Here is a 16,146-nt window from a genome sequence, read left to right as displayed (position 1 = left end):
GGGGCGCTCGTCGGGCTGCGCTCGTTCCGCAGCGGGAGCCGCAGAACGCTGCCGGTCAGTGCTCGGCTGGCCAGAGCCCTGGGGAACCTCGCCGGCGAGTCCGAGTTCCGCGAGTTGGACGCCGCCAAAGAGGGCCAGGGAATCCAGCGGGTGCTGTGCCATCGCATTGCCGAGCGAAACCAGGCTGTTGCCAATTCGGCTCGCCGCGTTCTCCAGCCCAGCGAGGACCAGGCCGAAGGGGTTGCTGTCGCGGTTGATCGGCGGAGGTGCGCCGCCGCCTGCCAGCCACCGCAGGCAGCCGGCGATCTGTGGCTAGCGAATGCCTCGGCCCGCAGGGTCTCCAAGAGTGCGAAGACCTTGCAGTATTGCTCGTCGCTCTTGGCGATGATGGTGTGTTTGGCGGCGACGCCGCGCCGATGACGGGGAACTTGACGAGCATTTAAGTTCCCACAAGGACTTTCGGGAATATTCCTTCTCGCAGCTCGTCGTCAGCGGAAGCAGCGACGCCTGGCCTTTCTGAAGTCTGCCATCCATCCGTCAGTCGAAACGCCCTGCGCCGCTGCCGGCTAACTTGACACTGCGAGCGCAACCACACGACTGTCGGCAGGTTGTCAACGACGAAGCGCGGAGCATGCTCAAGCCCATCCGGTTGCCGCGCACGGCGATCGTCCGCCAGTGTCGCCGCAGGAAACCATTCGCGGCAACCGACGTGGCCACTAGACCGCCAGAGCTCGACTGCCGGCGGCGACACGGGCCCGGTCGCAGTTTCGGCGCGGAGAATTGCGCCTTCGAGTAGAACATCGTGCGAGATTTCAGTACATTCCGTGTCGTCGTGGCCGGATGCTCGGCAAGGGGGATTGATGAAAAATACGCGTCCGTCGCGCCTTAACGAAGCCGGGCAGTTCTTCGAGTTGATCGACGGGTTGGTGAGACGCCCTCGTGTCGACGACCGGCCCCGCAAAACGCTGCCGATGTTGTCCCTGCAGTGTCCGTTGCGGAACAGCGAGGATCTGCTCGACACCGTCGAACTGCACTTACTGTCGGCGCGGCCGGAACCAGTGCCGTATGCGTACGTGTCGCTCAGCGACGATCCGCAGAGCAACGGAACTGGCGTCACGAGGGTCGGGGTGACCGGGGTCCCGGACATCGCGGCCCTCTTGTGGGCGGCCAGCCGGCAGTTCACGCGGGTTCCCAGCCACTCCGGTCGGCTGCGGTTCAAGCTTTTCTCGCTACTGATGGTGCTGCTGACCCTGCGTTCAAACGACGACACGGATCTGGAGCGCACGCTGTACCGGCGGATTCACACGTGGGCGCTCACGTCGCGGCTCGGTCCAGGGCTCGCTCCTGTCGAAGGCGGGCTGCACCAGGCACCCTGGTGGATTTTGCCGCTGCGGATGATCACGCTGGTGTGGTTCCGGATCGCGGTGACCGGCCGTGTGCCACTGCTGTCCGGCCCGTATCGATGGTTCATGAGACAGCCCCACCTCGCGCCGGAGATGTCCGGTACCTTCGGGTGCTTCGCGCAGCGGCTCACCGACGGGGAATGGCAGAAGGAATCCCCCGAGCAGGTAAACCGACTGCTGGTCAACACCTTCCTGCAAGATCTACGCAGGGCATACCGGCCGCGGCCGTGGTTGGTGTGGCGCACACGCCGCACGACCCCCGTCGTTCTGATGCTGGGCAACCCCACTGCGGGCAACGGCGGCAAAAAGCTGGCACAAACGGTCAATGACGTCCGGAACCAGACGGGGCAGTTCGACCCTCTGCTGGTGATCACGGCCGGCCCTAATGTACTGCTCCGCAAGGAGCTAGAGGCGTCCCTTTATTCGTTCAGGAACGCGCTCGACGCCTATCAGGACTGGCGCGATCGTCTGCCGAACAGTCGCCGAAAGTACAGCGAGGCTGCCTGGCACCTCCCGATGCTGGTCCCTGCTGACGACGTCTCCTCGGAGGCAGATGCGCATTGGGATCTCCCCAGAGGCCGTCTCCCGCCAATCGTGACCACGCAGCCGTGGTGGATGTGGAGGTCGGTACGTCTTCTGGCGCTCATCGGTGTCGTGATCGGTGCTGCGGTCACGATCGCCTCCCTGTGCGCAACGGCCGAGACAGCCCGCCGCGTGACCGTGCTCGGCGCCTACACCGCGGGTGCTTTGTGCGTCGTCACGGCGCTGATAACGCTGGCTTCGGCTGCAGACCGTGTCTTCTCGCGCGCGCGAGAAGATCGGAATCGTGCGTGTGCGGCGGGAAGCCGCCCTCGAATGGACCTTACCCAGTTCGCCGACGAATATCTCGGCACCCGCGGAGGTACCTGCAGGGCAGCTGTCATCGCAGCTGACACGGCGAAAATCGCGAGGATTGAGCTTGCGCGGTTGGAGCCGATGTTGGCCGCGCGCCTTTGGCAACTGGTGGATACCGTGGAACCCACGGGCCCGGCGCGGTTGAGTCCGCTGCGGCAACGTCTGGCCGAAAAAGGTGTGTTCCCCGGGGTCCTAGCGAAGACGACCGAGATCATGGTGCCCCACAGCGATGGCCGGCGCTTCGACTTGGTGGTCTTCGACCCTGCACTCCCGCCCGGTGCCAAACCGGTCCGGGTCTCCGTCGACATGCCGGCCTTGTTGGCGCAGGTGCAGGATCGCCGCACCGATCTGCCCGAGAGATTATGGGGGCTGGAACCGCCCCCCGAAGTGTTCGTGCACGAGGCCAGCACCTGGCCGAGGCGTCTGCGCGAGTCCCTGATCGAAGCCAGCGAGATCAGAGACTACGCCGTACTGGTTGCCTCAGCACCGCGACTCGTCTCCACCGCCGGGCGGGGATCGGGATGCCTCTCCGTCGCCGCCGGAGCATCGACCGTGGGCACCGTCGGCGTCGCTGCCGTGACCGCCGCCGGCGAGGCGGTGCTCACCACAGCCCGGCACGCCGTCGCCGGACACGAGAACCTTGCCGTCAGCGGCCATCCCAGCCGGGTACTCGCCGAGCACGTCGTCGTCGACTGTTCCACGCTCGAGATCTCGACCACGCTGAAGCAGCACCTTCCCGACCCGCCGCACCAGGTACTGGCCCTGTCGCCGCGACTGTACGAGCAGGCCGTGTTCCACGGGGCGCGGTCGGGGACGAAGACGACGACTGTGACCGGGTTCGATCCCGTTCTCCTGTCCTACGGTTCCCACACTGCCGTGCGCGTCTACACCAATGCCGACACCGCGGGAGGCGACTCCGGCGCCGCGCTGCTGGACTCGGACGGACAACTGATGGGATTCTGCTGCGAACGCACCGCCTACGGTGCAGCCGTCCAGTTCACCAGCTGGATCTGGGCCCAGCAAGTATTAGATCTGATGGGGATCAATCTCTAGAACAGGAGAGTCCGTGGGCTGGTGGCCGACCGTCGTCAAATCCCGAGCTGAGCCGTGGGTGTTCCTCGAACTCGAGGCCGCACACGCGCTGCCTGAACTTCCGCGGGGCCCCGTCGTCGTCGACGAGCACTACCTCCACATCCGCTTACAGGCCATGCGGCTGCCGTTCCAGCGGCGCTGGACCTCGACCTACCATGCCTCGCTCAACAGCTACGTGCGGCTGGAACACGGCGGCCCTCCGCCCGGCGAATTCCTGCTCACCACAAGCCCCGCCCAACTGCGCAGCATCGGTGCCGGGGACCGGCGAAGGATCGCGATGGGGCCAACACGCCTGGCAGGCCCCGTCCCCTACCCCGGCGGCGGCCTGGAACTGGAAATCGGCCTGTTCGCCGTGAAAGACCGCGACTTGGCCGGGCCCTACCTCGACTTCCTGCAGTCGCTCGGCGAAACGGCCGGCGTGTCCTACGTCGGAGCTGCGGTCCACCTGATCCGCCCGCTCCAGCAAGGGCTCGCCGGCCTGCTGGGACTCGCCGACACCACTCTGGAGGCCGGGGCCGCGCGCACGATCGACCCCGTGCGCACCGGGGTGTTCGCGGTTCTCGCCATCACGCGCGATCAACTCGGCGAGCGTCGTCCACGCCTCGTCGACGACACCCTCTGCTGGAGCGACAGCACTCCGGTCGACGACATCGCCTACGTGATCTTCAGCATCGAAACCAGCATCCATCGAACCGACTGGCGAACAGTGCCCGGCCTCGCCGAGGCCTACACCGATCTCGCCGCCGCCGTCCGCGACGACCGCTACCCCGACGTCGCCGAGCGCTTGAGCCGACTCCGGCGCACCGCCGTGCTCAGCCCAGACCTGACTTCCCCAGACGCCGACACCATCATCGCCCACGTCACTGCCATGATCGACAGATCATTCGCCGCCTCCGGTCAGTCAACCGTACCGAGGCAAATCCCGCCCCTCGCCGAGCTTGAACTGTTCCCCGCCGCCCCCGACGAACCCGCCAACCACGACATTCGAACACCGCGCCTCCAGCGTTCGTCCCCCGCGGAGCAACGCGTCTGATTGAACGACGGGCGACGCACGGCGCACCGGACACGCCGACGCGGCAGGCCGTCGCCCGTCCTCGGAAGCCCGTCCACGGCCGGTGAGGGAGCCCTTGCTCGGGCCACCGTCACGTCTGGGCAACGACGGCAGCAGACCGTTCCGCCACCGCAACTCCGCTACCGCGCGGCACGACCCCTCTGCGAAAACACCGCAGCAGAAAGCATGAACAGTGCCGAATCGCCAACAGTCGTCGGAGAAACCCGAAGCCCCCGCGAAAGAACCGAAAGACCGAATCGCCACCTACGCGGCAACGTGTGCCGCAGTCGCGTCCGCACTCGTGGCCGCCCTCACCCTCGCGCGGAACGCGACCTGGTGGCCCTTCGGCGGGCCGCACTGGATCACGATCGTGTTCGCCGGAATGTTAGCCGTCGCCGGGTTTCTCACCGCTTTCCTGGTCAGGCGGGCCCGGCCCCGGCTCCCCGTCGGGGTGCTCGCGCTCGCGCTGCTCCTCGTGCTGGCCGGCGGAATGCTGGGCACGCAGGCGATCCTGAGCACCGGCACCACCGAATCGACCTCCGACCGCCACCAAAACCGGGTGATCGAGGAAAACCCGTTCTGGGTGACGATCCGCTAGACGCGACCAGGAGGAACGCGTGACTATGCCGGTGAGGACAGCGACCGCTGACCTGTACGTGGACTACGGGCACTTCTCCGTCACGGACTACGGCGCGGATGTCCCCGGCCTGGACCCTGCCTACGCCGACGGACTCGTCGGGGTGGATTCAGGCGGGGCGGCCGTCCTCACCGGCATCGCAACGGGCGATGTCACCGTGACCTTGCAACTGCTCGACGCCGAACCTGACTCGATCGAACTCGACGGCTGGGATGAAGTCTCCGAGGTCTCGTTGGACAGCGAAGAAGGCTACCTCCTCGTCCACAATATGATGGACGGTCCGCCGCGGGAACTCGACGAACTCGCCTACGTGGGGCCCGGCACCTACCGAGTGCGCGTGCACGCCCGCGGCCGCGACATCGCCCCCCGCTCCCGTGCCGACACCCCCCAAGAGCACTACAAGATCTCCGTATGGCCGGCACCGGAAACGCCGGCGACCGCCCACAAACGGACTGACAAGTACGGGCACGAAGTCCGAGCCCGAGCGACAGAGCTGTGACGGCTCGCCACGCATGCTGAAACAGCGAGACATGCCTGCGGAGGCTTGAACCCGACATCTAAGCGAAGAAGCGGCAGGTAATTGGCGCGCGGTCGTGCTGCTACGGCCAGCACGACGCCGGCGGGCCCCGCGCTTTCGCTGCAATAGCCGACGGCCGTGGAGAAACCGGAGTTCCGGCGTCGCAGCGTTCGGTTCCTGGTCGCCTCGTTGTCGTCCTCCCCCGGCAGCGCAGGCCGCCCGCCGCACGGGGGCTAGGCCACTTTGCCTGTCTACGCTGGGCCTGCCGTGCCGAGAAAGCTGCTTTCTCGGTGCTGGTCCGGACTTGCCGTCCCCGGTCGACGATCCGCCGACAGGCGGTGCGGTCTCTGACCGCTTCGGTCATTCACTCCTGTACCGTCGACGAGAGCGCCAGGACGGCGGGACGCGCGAAGCCGACGATTCCGTTGCTGAGCGAGGTCCCCCGGCGCACCCGTTCACACTCCAGGACTGGCTCGCGGCCGAGGATTCGCTGCGCCCCAGCGTCGTTCCCCTTAGCTGCAACCCGACCCCACAGGTTCTACCCCGGATCATCGAAGCCAAACGCGAACGACGCACCGGCAAGTCGAAGGACCGCACGTCAGCCTGACGAAGGCGAAGGACAAACGTCCAGATCAACGCCACACTCCAGAGTCGAACCAGTGCCGCCACGCTCGGCATGCTCCCTTCACCCAGCCCACCGGGCGGACGACATCAGCATCCCCGGTGACGTGACTGACGCACAATCGACGCCCGGCCCCCTGAGTTTCTGGCAACCTGGTCGCACGACCGCCACTGCCGACCCCTCCGCCCCATTGCAGTTCCTCGTAGCCCGAGCTCTGAACCCAGCCGACCGCTAACACGGCTATCCACTGACCGACAAAGAACCCGACAGCGTGTGCCGTTAGATCCAGAAGCCTGCGTCCGTCGCCCGATGCTGCACGCCGATCCGCACTACGAGACCCATCAATGGAACACCGTCGCCAAAAAAGCTGGCAAGCAAAACGAGGGCCTAGGGCTATAAGCCTTGCGCGCCGCTACCACCCAAACTGCCCAACCTTGACCACACACTGCGATGCCCCTTCCGCATCCCTGTCTTCCCTGCTCGATCGGAGGTGGTCCGTCCCACGACCGCAGCGCGCCCCAGAATCGTGTGACCTCAGCACAAGTGAATGAAAATCCACCAACCGCCAGATAAACTCCCAGGTCAAGAAGTGTTCTCCCCGCGCGAGCGGGGGTGGTCCCGGGATCACCGCCAGGTCGAAGTCGACGGCGCGGTTCTCCCCGCGCGAGCGGGGGTGGTCCCGACGTGGCGACCTCGGCGACGCCGAGGCCCCGTTCTCCCCTCGCGAGCGGGGAGGGTCCCGTGAACGACACCTTGTCGCCGACTGGGAACAAACCTGTGCCTGACAGTCCGGGAAGCCAACCCCGGACCGGGCGCGGCAGTGAGCATCGAGGGATGCGCCGGAAGCCCCGAGCAACGATGGTCCTTCGAAGGGAACGGCACGATCAAAAGCGAACTCGGCACCTGCCTGGACATCGACTGGAACAACGGCGGCCGAGGCACAGGCGTGAACACCTGGACGTGCTACGGCGGAGACGCCCAGCAATTCCACACAGAAGGAGCCTCGCTGCGCAACCTCGACAAGAACTGCCTGGACGTCTCGTTCGGCAACACCTGGTTGGGGGCTTCGGTGCAGATGTGGCAATGCGATGGCGGCGGCACCCAGGCATGGCGCGTCGGCTGACTAGCCCGCAGCCCCCGTCAAGGACGGCGGCAAGACTCTCGCGAGGCCACTTCACTGAATATGCCGTCGGCCGACTCAGCCGCACGGGGCAGGTGTCGTTCGCGGGACCACCGGTCGCGTCCCAGCCAGGCCCGGCGGTGACGGCTCGGTGACGACGGCGCGGTACGACAGACCGCGTCAACGGCAAACAGCAACAAACCGCAACGGCGTCCGGCAATACTCGAGGTCGGTGGGGATCAACACCGCGTGGGAAGCGCACGGGCATTCAAACCTATTGCGCTGGCAGGGCTTTCACGACATTGACTGGCGTAAGCGTCGTCCCCACCGCTGCTGGACATCGCGGCACCCCCGGCGATCTTCTCCGGAGCCGGGGCGGCCGACGCCGGTCCCTGGCTCGCGGTGTTGCTGGGCACCATCGGCCCGGTGGCGGCAACGTGGTCAACTGGACGCGGCAGCGGCATCTGGACACAACCGCGATCTTCGCCGTCGAACTGGGAGCCGGTCCCCAGGACGCATTTGATACTGTCACCGCGATTGGACATCGAGTTCAGGAGCCACTCTTGCGACGTGATCCAGTAAAAGAGCTCCAACGCGCCTACAAGCTGCGGGCCAAGTGGAAGAACGAGCGTGCGCTGTCTGCGTTCCGGCGAGCGGCCGAAAGCAGTGACCCGACGATAGCCGCAGAGGCTCGTTTCGGGCTTGCTGGTCTTCTTTGGGATCGCGATGATATTGACGGAGCGAGTAAGGCTTTCGCTGCCGTGCTTGACTCCGGCGTCCCCGGCTATGGACCTAATGCCGGTGTACTGCTGGGCAGAATTCTGATAGAGAACGGCGACTTGCCCGGCGCACAGGCGGCTTTCGAAAAAGCCATCGAGTACCGTGACGTGCCCCTGCGGAAAATACCAATCGATCGGCACGGAGATCCGTACCCAACCGCGCCGCGTGACGCCGTGAATTGGCCCTTCAAGGCAGCGGTTGGCCTGGAGGTTGTTCTGCAGCGTCGAGGCGACGAGCAGGGCGCCCAGCAAGCCAGGAGATTAGCCCGCGAACTGGCCGACACGGACGAGCCCGCCGCTGTTGACCTGTCCGTGGGCGGGGAACTCAAATCCTACGGGGACATGCCGGGTGCCAAGAGCGCCTACGGACGAGCGATTTCCGCTCGTCATCGTCGGTACAGCGGCCTTGCTGCGCACGCTCTCGGCGGCCTGCTCAAGGAACAGGGGGACATGGAAGGGGCACGCGCAGCCTATCAACATGCGATCTCCTGCGACGATTCCGCCGTGTCCCGCTCAGCTCGTTGGAACCTGCAAAACCTCGACCCAGACAGTCCAGGACCCCTGCATTGAGCCAGCGAGCAACCCGCTCCGACCGCGCATCTGCCATCCGATCGAACACAGACTTCGGAGACTTGTGCCAGGGCCAGTTCTCACGGCCCCAATCACGGTGGGAAAGCGGATGCTCGGCGAAATGGAGTTGTCCTGCATCAGAACCCGGCTCGACGACGGCTGAAATTGACCAGCGCTGCGCGCTTGATCAACGCGATACCGATGCAGCCGAAATTCTCAGACGCCCCTTCACGCAGCAGACCTCTTCGAACGGGCGCGGTGCCGCAGCAGCAACGGCCGGCGGCAGCCTTCGCCGGTGCTGGCGAGCAAGACCACCCCGAGCCCTGCCACCGCCGCGCCGGGGCTCAGACCGCGGCGTGCCCAGGTTCGAGCCGCTCGCCGGGCAGCAGGCGAGCAGCCGGCACGGCCGCCAGGGGTCGAGCAGCGTCAGGGCCGGCCGCGACCACGATAAGCTGCCCCGCGAATCGGCTGCTGGCCGCCCAGCTGCGCGGCGACCGCAGCAACCAGCGCCGCCCACAGCGGGGGCTGGCGAGGGCGTGCAGGGCACCGCGTTCGGCGAACGTCTTCAAAGCCACGAAGATGGGACGGCAGCGACACCCGCCGCGATACCGGCGGACGCGCCGCATGCCAGCGCACCGGCCGGGCCTCGACCCAGCCGGCTGCATATGCCGACCAGCAGCACGACCAGCGCCACAGCGAGGATGACGGCAACAGCGGAAGGCAGACGTTCGCCACTGCCGTCGGCAGGTCGGGCCGCGACCAGAAAGATCGCCAGGCAGCCGCCGGTGCACACAGCTCCCAGGAGTTCTCCACGGGTCGGCAGGCAGCGGTCGCGGACCGCCCGGACCGCCATCGCGACCACCAGCGACCCGCCAGCAACGGCTGCACGATCGCCACCGTCGCCAACGCCAGAGCCACCACCTGCAGGACCGTGCCGAGCGCGGTGCCGCCTTGCCCGATCTTCCATACCGGCCGCGGCACCAGCTGGCGCAGGTCGAGTCCCTTCGCGGAGGTGCTGCGCAACGCCGCTTCGTGCTGCAGCACCGAACCGAACGCAAACAGCAAAGCGGCGACCGCAGCCATCACGGTACCCGGTGGGAAGGCACCCACCCCAGCGGGGACGTGCACATGCATGGCATGCAGATACCCCTGGCGCCTCCGCGCCACACTCCCCCCTGCCCGGAACAGGCTTCCCGACTTGCCGGTCATTCTGGTGCCACAACGTGCGTGCGAGGTTGTGTGCCTGCCTGGTGATTGGCGGTGCAGCTTTCACCGGTGCTAGTGCCGTGACCGTATTTGCGCTCGTGCGATGTGGACTAGCCGTCGTCGGATGTGGTGATGCAGCCCAGAGACGTTCCGCGGCGAGGCGTGCTTCGGCGGGGCAGCTGGCCGAGGGCCGGGCTTCGGCGAGACTTCCCTTGTCGAGGAAAGGACATCGACATCGCCGAAATTACCCGCCGAGGCACGTGGGAACGGGCCGGACACCGACCCGTCAGCAGTGACGACCGCATGCAACTCCGAAGGGGCACCGTCCAACAACAACGGAAGCATCACCTCCCAAACACCTAACTGATCTGGCTCGACCAGGACAACCCGCGCGCGCCGCGCAATGAGACGGGTGCTGCCCGGGAATCCGGGCCCTGCCAGTCTCCGGAACCGCGAGCGGCCGCCCACTGCCGCTTCGAGATCCTCCAGGACGGGGCACCGCTGTCGGCGCACCCGCCGACAGCTTCGGTCCAGATCAGCTCCCCGGTTTACCCCCGGTTTTGGGCTGGGACGGTGATCCAGCAGCCCTTCCAGGGCCGTCGCCGTGACCGGGTGGCCGCCTTCCCTCCAGGTAGTTGTCTTGCGTCATCGACACCCGCGAGTGGCCGAGCTGGTCCGCGGTCAGCCGGGTCGGGATGCCCGCGTCGTCCAGCGCGGTCGCCGTCGTCTTCCGGAAGTTGTGCGACGTCAGCCAGATGAATTCACTGCCACCGCGGATCTCACGCATGCCCCGCAAATCAGCTCAGAATTCTTCTGTCGCACTATCTCAACTCGATCCGACTTAAGTACCGCATCAAAAAAGGAGCCGAAGGCCGAAATAGCCTTTTCCACGCGCGACAACGCGTCATAAAAAATTGCCTCCAGGCATTTCTTTGCCAATTGCACAGGGTTCTTCTTGCGAATACAGGCAGCCAGATCATCCGGATCCCGGCCGAGAACTAGTGCGTACAGCGCCAGAGATTCTCTCCACGCGGGCATGCTGTGGCCCATCGCGATGCAGTCGAGCGCAACGTCGGATGCTGGGGTGCGCCGAGTTCGCGAGCACCTTCATTGGCGAAAGTACGCAGGCACAGCGCAGCGCCTTCGACACCGTGCGTGAGGATCCCGAAATGCTTCATCTTGCCTCTCCGCCGTTCTTCCGCGTCGCGGGTGCGCGCCAAACCATGTCGGTCTGCCTCGCGGCGCGCCGAGGCCATGCTCCTGATCATCGACCTGGCCGGCAGCAACAACAATTTTCGCTCCGGCGCGCACTGCGCGGTGTGATAGTGCGACGTTTCATCAGATTTCATAGCTCCGTGCCACCGCGACGAGATCGCCGTCCTCGCGGGTCGACGCGACCACCCCAGGGGGCCTCGGCTGGAACCCCGGTGCGTCGGCGAGGCCGAAGGTCTCGTCGACAGCGGTGATCCGGACGCGGTCGGCGCCTGGTGTGCGCAAGGTGATGTCGGCTCCACCGGGCGGCAGGTCACGGAAACGGATCTCCGCCGGCCAGGTGTTGGCTCGCGTTCCGGTGACGGTCAGGGTCACCGGTGCCGCCCCCGGTATGGCCGCGGTTGCTTCGGCGATCTGGTGATCAATTCGAAGCGTCAACGATGTGGCCGCCCGCCTGGACGTCACGTGCACCGTGCGGGTGTCCCCGTCTCGGGCCCGTACCGAGACTTCCGGCCCCGCTGCGGCCATCGGCTTGGCGGCGCCGGTCCACAATCTGCCGCGAGCGTAGCCGGGCGGCAGGGTGGTGAGGTCGCGGCTGTTCACGTGCTTGCCGGTCCATGCGGTGGGTTCGTCCTCCCCGCTGACCCAGGCAGCGGTGCCCGTGTCGGCGTTCAGTACATAAGCGAGATGTGTGCGCTCGGGGTGCCGCACGTCGAAACGGTCGACGGCGAGTCCCGCTCCGACCAGGCCCACTGCCAGCGCCGCCGCGGTGAGCGGCACTGCCAGGGCGATACGCCTGCCGACGCCGCGGGCAGGGCTGGGGAACAACAACTCGGCGATCGGCAGCAAGGTCAGGCCGAACAGGGCCAGACATACCGTCCCGACACCCGCGAGTGCCAGTCCCATTCCGATGAAGGCGTTGCGGGCCAGCAGCGGGAGCAGCGCCGTGGGGATCAGGGTCCCGAGGGTCACCGCGACGACGGGCCAGGTCGCGAACCGTACCGGCAGCGACGCGAGAAGCAGTCCGAGCGCACCGGACATCGCGGTCAGGGCGAAGAGGAAGGACGCTCCCGGCGCCGACACCGCGCAGACCACGCCGAGCGCGGCAGGCCACATCATCGCGCCGATCGCGAGCGCGGCCGGCCCGAGCCGGCGTCGCAGCAAGAGGTACCAACCGAGCAACGCCAGCCCGGAGAGGGTGACGAGAGCCGCCTGATAGGCCAGCGGGCGGTGAAGCAAACCGCCCATCGCGTCGTAACCGGGACGCAGTCCTGCCAGCACGGTCCACAAGCCCTGCCCGAGCAACGCCGACAAGGCCAACGGCAGCACCGCGGACGCCGCACCGAGAAGCATCCGTGGCACGCTCGCCAACCGCCGCCGCCGCGCGCTCAGCACCAAGGCCGCCACTAACAACACCGCCAGGATCGCGATCGGCCAGACCAGGGCGTCGGAGTAGGTGATCATCGTCCCGAAGATCCGGAAGTAGGTCGCGTCGTGGCCGGAGGCGAGTGTGGGCAGGTTGGCGTCGCCGAACGCGGCGGAGAGACGGAGCATGTTCTCGCCCAGGTGCTGCAGGCTGCCGCGTTCGAGGTTGGCGATGGAGTCGTCGGCGGTGTGGTAGCGAGACGCCCCTTCGACGTAGGCGGAGTTCAGCCCGGTGAAGCCGGCTTGCGACAGAGCGGTGAAGTCACTGTTGTTCGGCAGCATCCGGTACATTTCAACCATCGACGAGTCACCCCGTGGATGGGGCACGGCGTCGGTGAACAACGAGACCAACTCCGAGTTGCCCCTCGACGTCTCGAACATCAGCGATGGTCCGCTGACCCCGCGCGCCTCCCAGTTGAGCACCACGCCGCCGCGGCGAGCCAAGGGGTGCTCCCGGACGAATGCGTTGGCCCCAGCAGTCCGTCCTCCTCGCCATCGGTGAACAACAGGACCAAGTCGTTGCGCAGCCGTGCCTGTCCGCCGAGCGTCCGCGCGATCTCCACCATGGCGGCGACCGCGGCGCCGTCGTCAGAGGCGCCGGGTCCGGCAGCAGCGGAGTCGTAGTGGGCTACGAGCACAACCGCTCCCGTGGAGCGCCGCCCGGGCAGCGTGGCCACCACGTTCTCGACCCTGCCGAAGGTCGCCAGTCCCGCCGCCGATCGTGAGCCGACCGCGTGCTGGATCTCCACCGCGAAACCCGCCGACCGGAGCTGCCGGGTCAGGTAATCCCTGGCGCGGTCACTGGCTGGACTGCCCAGCGGACGCGGTTCGGTAGCGAACCGTTCGAGATGGGATATCGCCCGCTCGGCACTGAACCGCTGCCCAGGCGCCGATGCGGGAACAGGTTGCTGGACGCTGCCCTCGGACAGGACAGTCAACGACAAAGCGGCGGCAAGAACCAGTAGAGCGGCTATCCCCGCGACGACCCGGTGTGGCACGTCGATCAATTTTTCGAGCACGTCGGAACCCTAAGCAGCCAGCACGATGCCGATAATGGCGTTTTCCGCACAAACAGGGTGCGGTTTTCCGCATCCCGCCACCGGCACCGGGCTTGCCGGAATGCCACCCACCCGGCTTCCGGCCCTTCTTGCCGTTCGTCGGAACCGATACCCGCTCGTCGGCATTACAGGAAGGTCAGCGATGGGATCAAGGACGCGCCCCGACGGCGCGCCCGCTGCGGTCCGTAGCCCCTCGCCTGGCAGCCGCCAGCGGCATCGGACCCCAGCGCTGCGCACCACCAGCACGCATGGCCCTCGCACCCAAATCGGACAACCCACCCATGCGCAGACAGGCACCGACCAGCCTGGACCTCGAAGCCTGCTCGTGACAACGATCGGCAGCACCGCGTCAGGCACCGCTACAGAGCGCGTCCGCGCCAGGTGAAGACCAAGATCGGCAAATGCCGAGAACCAGCCACTGACCTGGGCTTTGACTCCATAGGTTCTGGATTCGAACCCCAGGCGACCCACCCTTTTTTAGTGCTTTCACCAGCGCAGACACCGTTCAGAAGATCCACTTCACGGTTGAGTGTCCAGGCCAATGTGCTCCGTTTCGCCTCCGATTGCGCTGGCGTGCCAATTTCGCCAGGGCAAAGGGGCGGCAAGCAACCGCAACTGCTTGGAACGACGCTTACCTGCGTATGCCGCCGTCCCGCCCTCATGGGGACGAGACCGGTCAGCGCGTCGGTCACCACCCGGTGCGGCCTGTGCGCTGTGCACCGATCGCACAGGTACTCGTCCAGCGCGTGGTGGTAGAGCCGGCAGGAGGGCTGGTGGTCCCGGTCGTGCAGCCGCTCGATCAGGTAGTTGGCCGCGCCTTGGAACACCGCTTCCAATTCCCGCAGGTCTTCCGCCGAAGCGTCGGGCAGCCACACCTCCAACGTCGCGTTGGTCAGATCAGCACCGGTCAAGCGGATACCCCGCCCATACATCTGCACACTGGCACTGGCGAGGTCTGCGTGGGGGAAGCGGGCTCGTTCGAATTCGCCGGACATGGCGGCACCGCTCAACTCGGCGGAGTCGAAGACCGCGTCCGCAGCGAAAACCGAGTCCAGCTTCGTACCGCGCGCGTCGGCGCGCGTCAGGCGAGCACCCTTGAGAACCGCTCCCGAGAGATCGGCCCCGGCCAACCGGGCTCCGGTCAGCTCGGCCTGCTGCAAGCACCGCCGCGCAGATCCACGACAGTTCCGCCGTCACGGCCCGGGTCACGCCGGCCCACCACCGTCAGCGCGGCTTGCACATCGGCCACCATGCGGGGCTCGTTGCCTTGCACCGTGATGCTGCCGCGCTCTGGCAGAGAGCATCTGGTGCGGTCATGCTCAGTGGGCGTGCGCGGCGCGTGCTCGCGCACGAACGTCGTCAGCACCTGCAGCACCGCGGGCTGGTCCGGCGGCGAATCGCGGGCCACGCGCTCGAGCGCGTAAATCGCACCCAACCGGACGCTCAAACTATCACCTCCGAGCTGCTCCACGGCCTTGGCGAACCGATCAGTGACCTGCCCCTGCTTGGACAACCGCACCTGATCACGCGTGGCCTGCAACGACCATGCCGCGAACAACAACGCCCCACCGCCGTCAAACCCTGCGACACAGGGTTCACCCAACCCCAGGAGCGCCTACGCCAACCCGCACCATCTTCTTCGCTCGCACCGGCCAGTCTGACCGTCCACCACCACAATCGCACAACTAATGCCACTGGCCCACCCGGATGCCCAGCAGCCGACGATCTCGCTGGAAACGCCGGCTGCCCATACCTGGTGCCACCACTGCCCTCGATGGCACCAGGGTTCTAGACGGACTTTTATCCTCGACGTCCCGCTCGCCCAGTCGGTCGGGTGCCGACGCCGGTACGACGACGTCGCACCCGCCCCCAGGCACTACGCGAGCGCAGGATCCCAGGTTTCGGCGGAGCCGGGCAGGAAGCATCGGCTGCACACGTCGTCGACCCACAGTTCGATGACTTCGCTGTGGGGCGGCATGTCGCAATACCAGTCGCCCCAGATCCCCCTGGCGTGACCGTCATTGCCGGCTGCGACGCATTCTGTGAACGTCGCGAACGTTGCCTCTCTGTGGTCGCTCCTCGCCAGCGCGGGCAATGGTGCGCTGGCGCTCGCGTCATGCGTTGCACGCACGGGCGTCGCCTGGGCGGCGGCTGTCGCGAAGCAGACGCCGGCGGCTAGGAGAGAGGCTGCCATGATACGAAATGTTCTGCTCGAATGCGGCAGGATATACGTTTTCAGCATGAATCGAACCAATAATTTCATATTGCATCAATTCATGGTGATGTCGCGCCCGCGAGCAATCTCGACACCTCGAATGCTAGAAGAGAACCTCGGAACCGGTCCCGAGGTCCGGCCGTGCACGTCGATTCCGATTCGCGCGCACCCGTCAGACCAGGCTCCACAGCGTCATCCCGAAAGCTGTGAGCTCACGAGAGCGCGGTTCGAGCTCTCTTCTGCAGGGGCTAGCGCGCACCGCCGTCCCCCGTAGCTGGCGAATATCGCCTGCCAGTGCTGGACGACCGCTATCAGCGGAAGTGGTGCGGCGTCAGCGATGGCACG

General features: G+C 66.5%; 12 protein-coding genes and 1 pseudogene. 5 read left to right on the top strand and 8 right to left on the bottom strand.

Features of this window, described 5'->3' with window-relative positions:
- Window positions 1–860 precede the first annotated feature (860 nt).
- From F9C11_RS20945 to F9C11_RS20925, 5 genes are all read left to right on the top strand, one after another.
- The gene (locus F9C11_RS20945; protein WP_409186560.1) at window positions 861–3,350 is read left to right on the top strand and encodes a hypothetical protein; all 2,490 of its coding nucleotides are present in this window, start codon (window positions 861–863) and stop codon (window positions 3,348–3,350) included.
- 13 nt (window positions 3,351–3,363) lie between these two features.
- Complete coding sequence (locus F9C11_RS20940) at window positions 3,364–4,422, top strand: hypothetical protein (protein ID WP_409186559.1); 1,059 nt, start codon at window positions 3,364–3,366, stop codon at window positions 4,420–4,422.
- Between the two features lie 319 nt (window positions 4,423–4,741).
- Window positions 4,742–5,038: a hypothetical protein gene (locus tag F9C11_RS20935; protein WP_409186558.1), complete on the top strand. Its 297-nt coding sequence runs from the start codon at window positions 4,742–4,744 to the stop codon at window positions 5,036–5,038.
- 19 nt (window positions 5,039–5,057) lie between these two features.
- On the top strand, window positions 5,058–5,576 hold the full coding sequence (locus F9C11_RS20930) for a hypothetical protein (protein WP_409186557.1): 519 nt from the start codon (window positions 5,058–5,060) through the stop codon (window positions 5,574–5,576).
- A gap of 1,403 nt (window positions 5,577–6,979) precedes the next feature.
- Window positions 6,980–7,339 (top strand): RICIN domain-containing protein, encoded by a 360-nt coding sequence (locus F9C11_RS20925; protein WP_409186947.1) that lies wholly within the window; start codon window positions 6,980–6,982, stop codon window positions 7,337–7,339.
- Between the two features lie 236 nt (window positions 7,340–7,575).
- Here the strand turns inward: F9C11_RS20925 and F9C11_RS20920 are convergent, their stop codons facing one another.
- The 8 genes and pseudogenes from F9C11_RS20920 to F9C11_RS20885 all read right to left on the bottom strand — a co-directional run bounded on the left by F9C11_RS20920 (window position 7,576) and on the right by F9C11_RS20885 (window position 15,828).
- The gene (locus F9C11_RS20920; RefSeq protein ID WP_409186556.1) at window positions 7,576–8,367 is read right to left on the bottom strand and encodes a hypothetical protein; all 792 of its coding nucleotides are present in this window, start codon (window positions 8,365–8,367) and stop codon (window positions 7,576–7,578) included.
- A gap of 744 nt (window positions 8,368–9,111) precedes the next feature.
- Window positions 9,112–9,768 carry a hypothetical protein gene (locus F9C11_RS20915; RefSeq protein WP_409186555.1) on the bottom strand — a complete coding sequence of 219 codons (657 nt, stop codon included), beginning with the start codon at window positions 9,766–9,768 and terminating at the stop codon, window positions 9,112–9,114.
- A gap of 658 nt (window positions 9,769–10,426) precedes the next feature.
- The gene (locus tag F9C11_RS20910) at window positions 10,427–10,678 is read right to left on the bottom strand and encodes a tyrosine-type recombinase/integrase (RefSeq protein WP_409186554.1); all 252 of its coding nucleotides are present in this window, start codon (window positions 10,676–10,678) and stop codon (window positions 10,427–10,429) included.
- Complete coding sequence (locus tag F9C11_RS20905; protein WP_409187107.1) at window positions 10,639–10,941, bottom strand: hypothetical protein; 303 nt, start codon at window positions 10,939–10,941, stop codon at window positions 10,639–10,641. Before F9C11_RS20905 ends, F9C11_RS20910 begins: the two co-directional genes overlap by 40 nt.
- 288 nt (window positions 10,942–11,229) lie before the next feature.
- A pseudogene (locus F9C11_RS20900) lies at window positions 11,230–13,166 on the bottom strand (M28 family peptidase).
- 779 nt (window positions 13,167–13,945) lie between these two features.
- Window positions 13,946–14,746, bottom strand: coding sequence for a pentapeptide repeat-containing protein (locus F9C11_RS20895; RefSeq protein WP_409186553.1), 801 nt, complete (start codon window positions 14,744–14,746; stop codon window positions 13,946–13,948).
- On the bottom strand, window positions 14,728–15,147 hold the full coding sequence (locus F9C11_RS20890; protein WP_409186552.1) for a hypothetical protein: 420 nt from the start codon (window positions 15,145–15,147) through the stop codon (window positions 14,728–14,730). The genes F9C11_RS20895 and F9C11_RS20890 overlap by 19 nt, the downstream gene beginning before the upstream one ends.
- Window positions 15,148–15,462: 315 nt before the next feature.
- Window positions 15,463–15,828, bottom strand: a complete 366-nt coding sequence (locus tag F9C11_RS20885) for a hypothetical protein (protein WP_409186551.1) — start codon at window positions 15,826–15,828, stop codon at window positions 15,463–15,465.
- Window positions 15,829–16,146: the final 318 nt, after the last annotated feature.

It is taken from the genome of Amycolatopsis sp. VS8301801F10 (assembly GCF_046195355.1).
Classification (GTDB): Bacteria; Actinomycetota; Actinomycetes; order Mycobacteriales; family Pseudonocardiaceae; genus Amycolatopsis.
The sequence above is the reverse complement of the archived record's forward strand: the minus strand, read 5'-3'. Positions and strand labels throughout refer to the sequence as shown.

Bases quoted from the DNA above. Each gene is read 5' to 3' on its own strand.
- F9C11_RS20905 (WP_409187107.1), bottom strand. From the start codon at position 10,941: ATGGGCCACAGCATGCCCGCGTGGAGAGAATCTCTGGCGCTGTACGCA.
- F9C11_RS20915 (WP_409186555.1), bottom strand. From the start codon at position 9,768: ATGGCTGCGGTCGCCGCTTTGCTGTTTGCGTTCGGTTCGGTGCTGCAG.
- F9C11_RS20885 (WP_409186551.1), bottom strand. From the start codon at position 15,828: ATGCTGAAAACGTATATCCTGCCGCATTCGAGCAGAACATTTCGTATC.
- F9C11_RS20945 (WP_409186560.1), top strand. From the start codon at position 861: ATGAAAAATACGCGTCCGTCGCGCCTTAACGAAGCCGGGCAGTTCTTC.
- F9C11_RS20910 (WP_409186554.1), bottom strand. From the start codon at position 10,678: ATGCGTGAGATCCGCGGTGGCAGTGAATTCATCTGGCTGACGTCGCAC.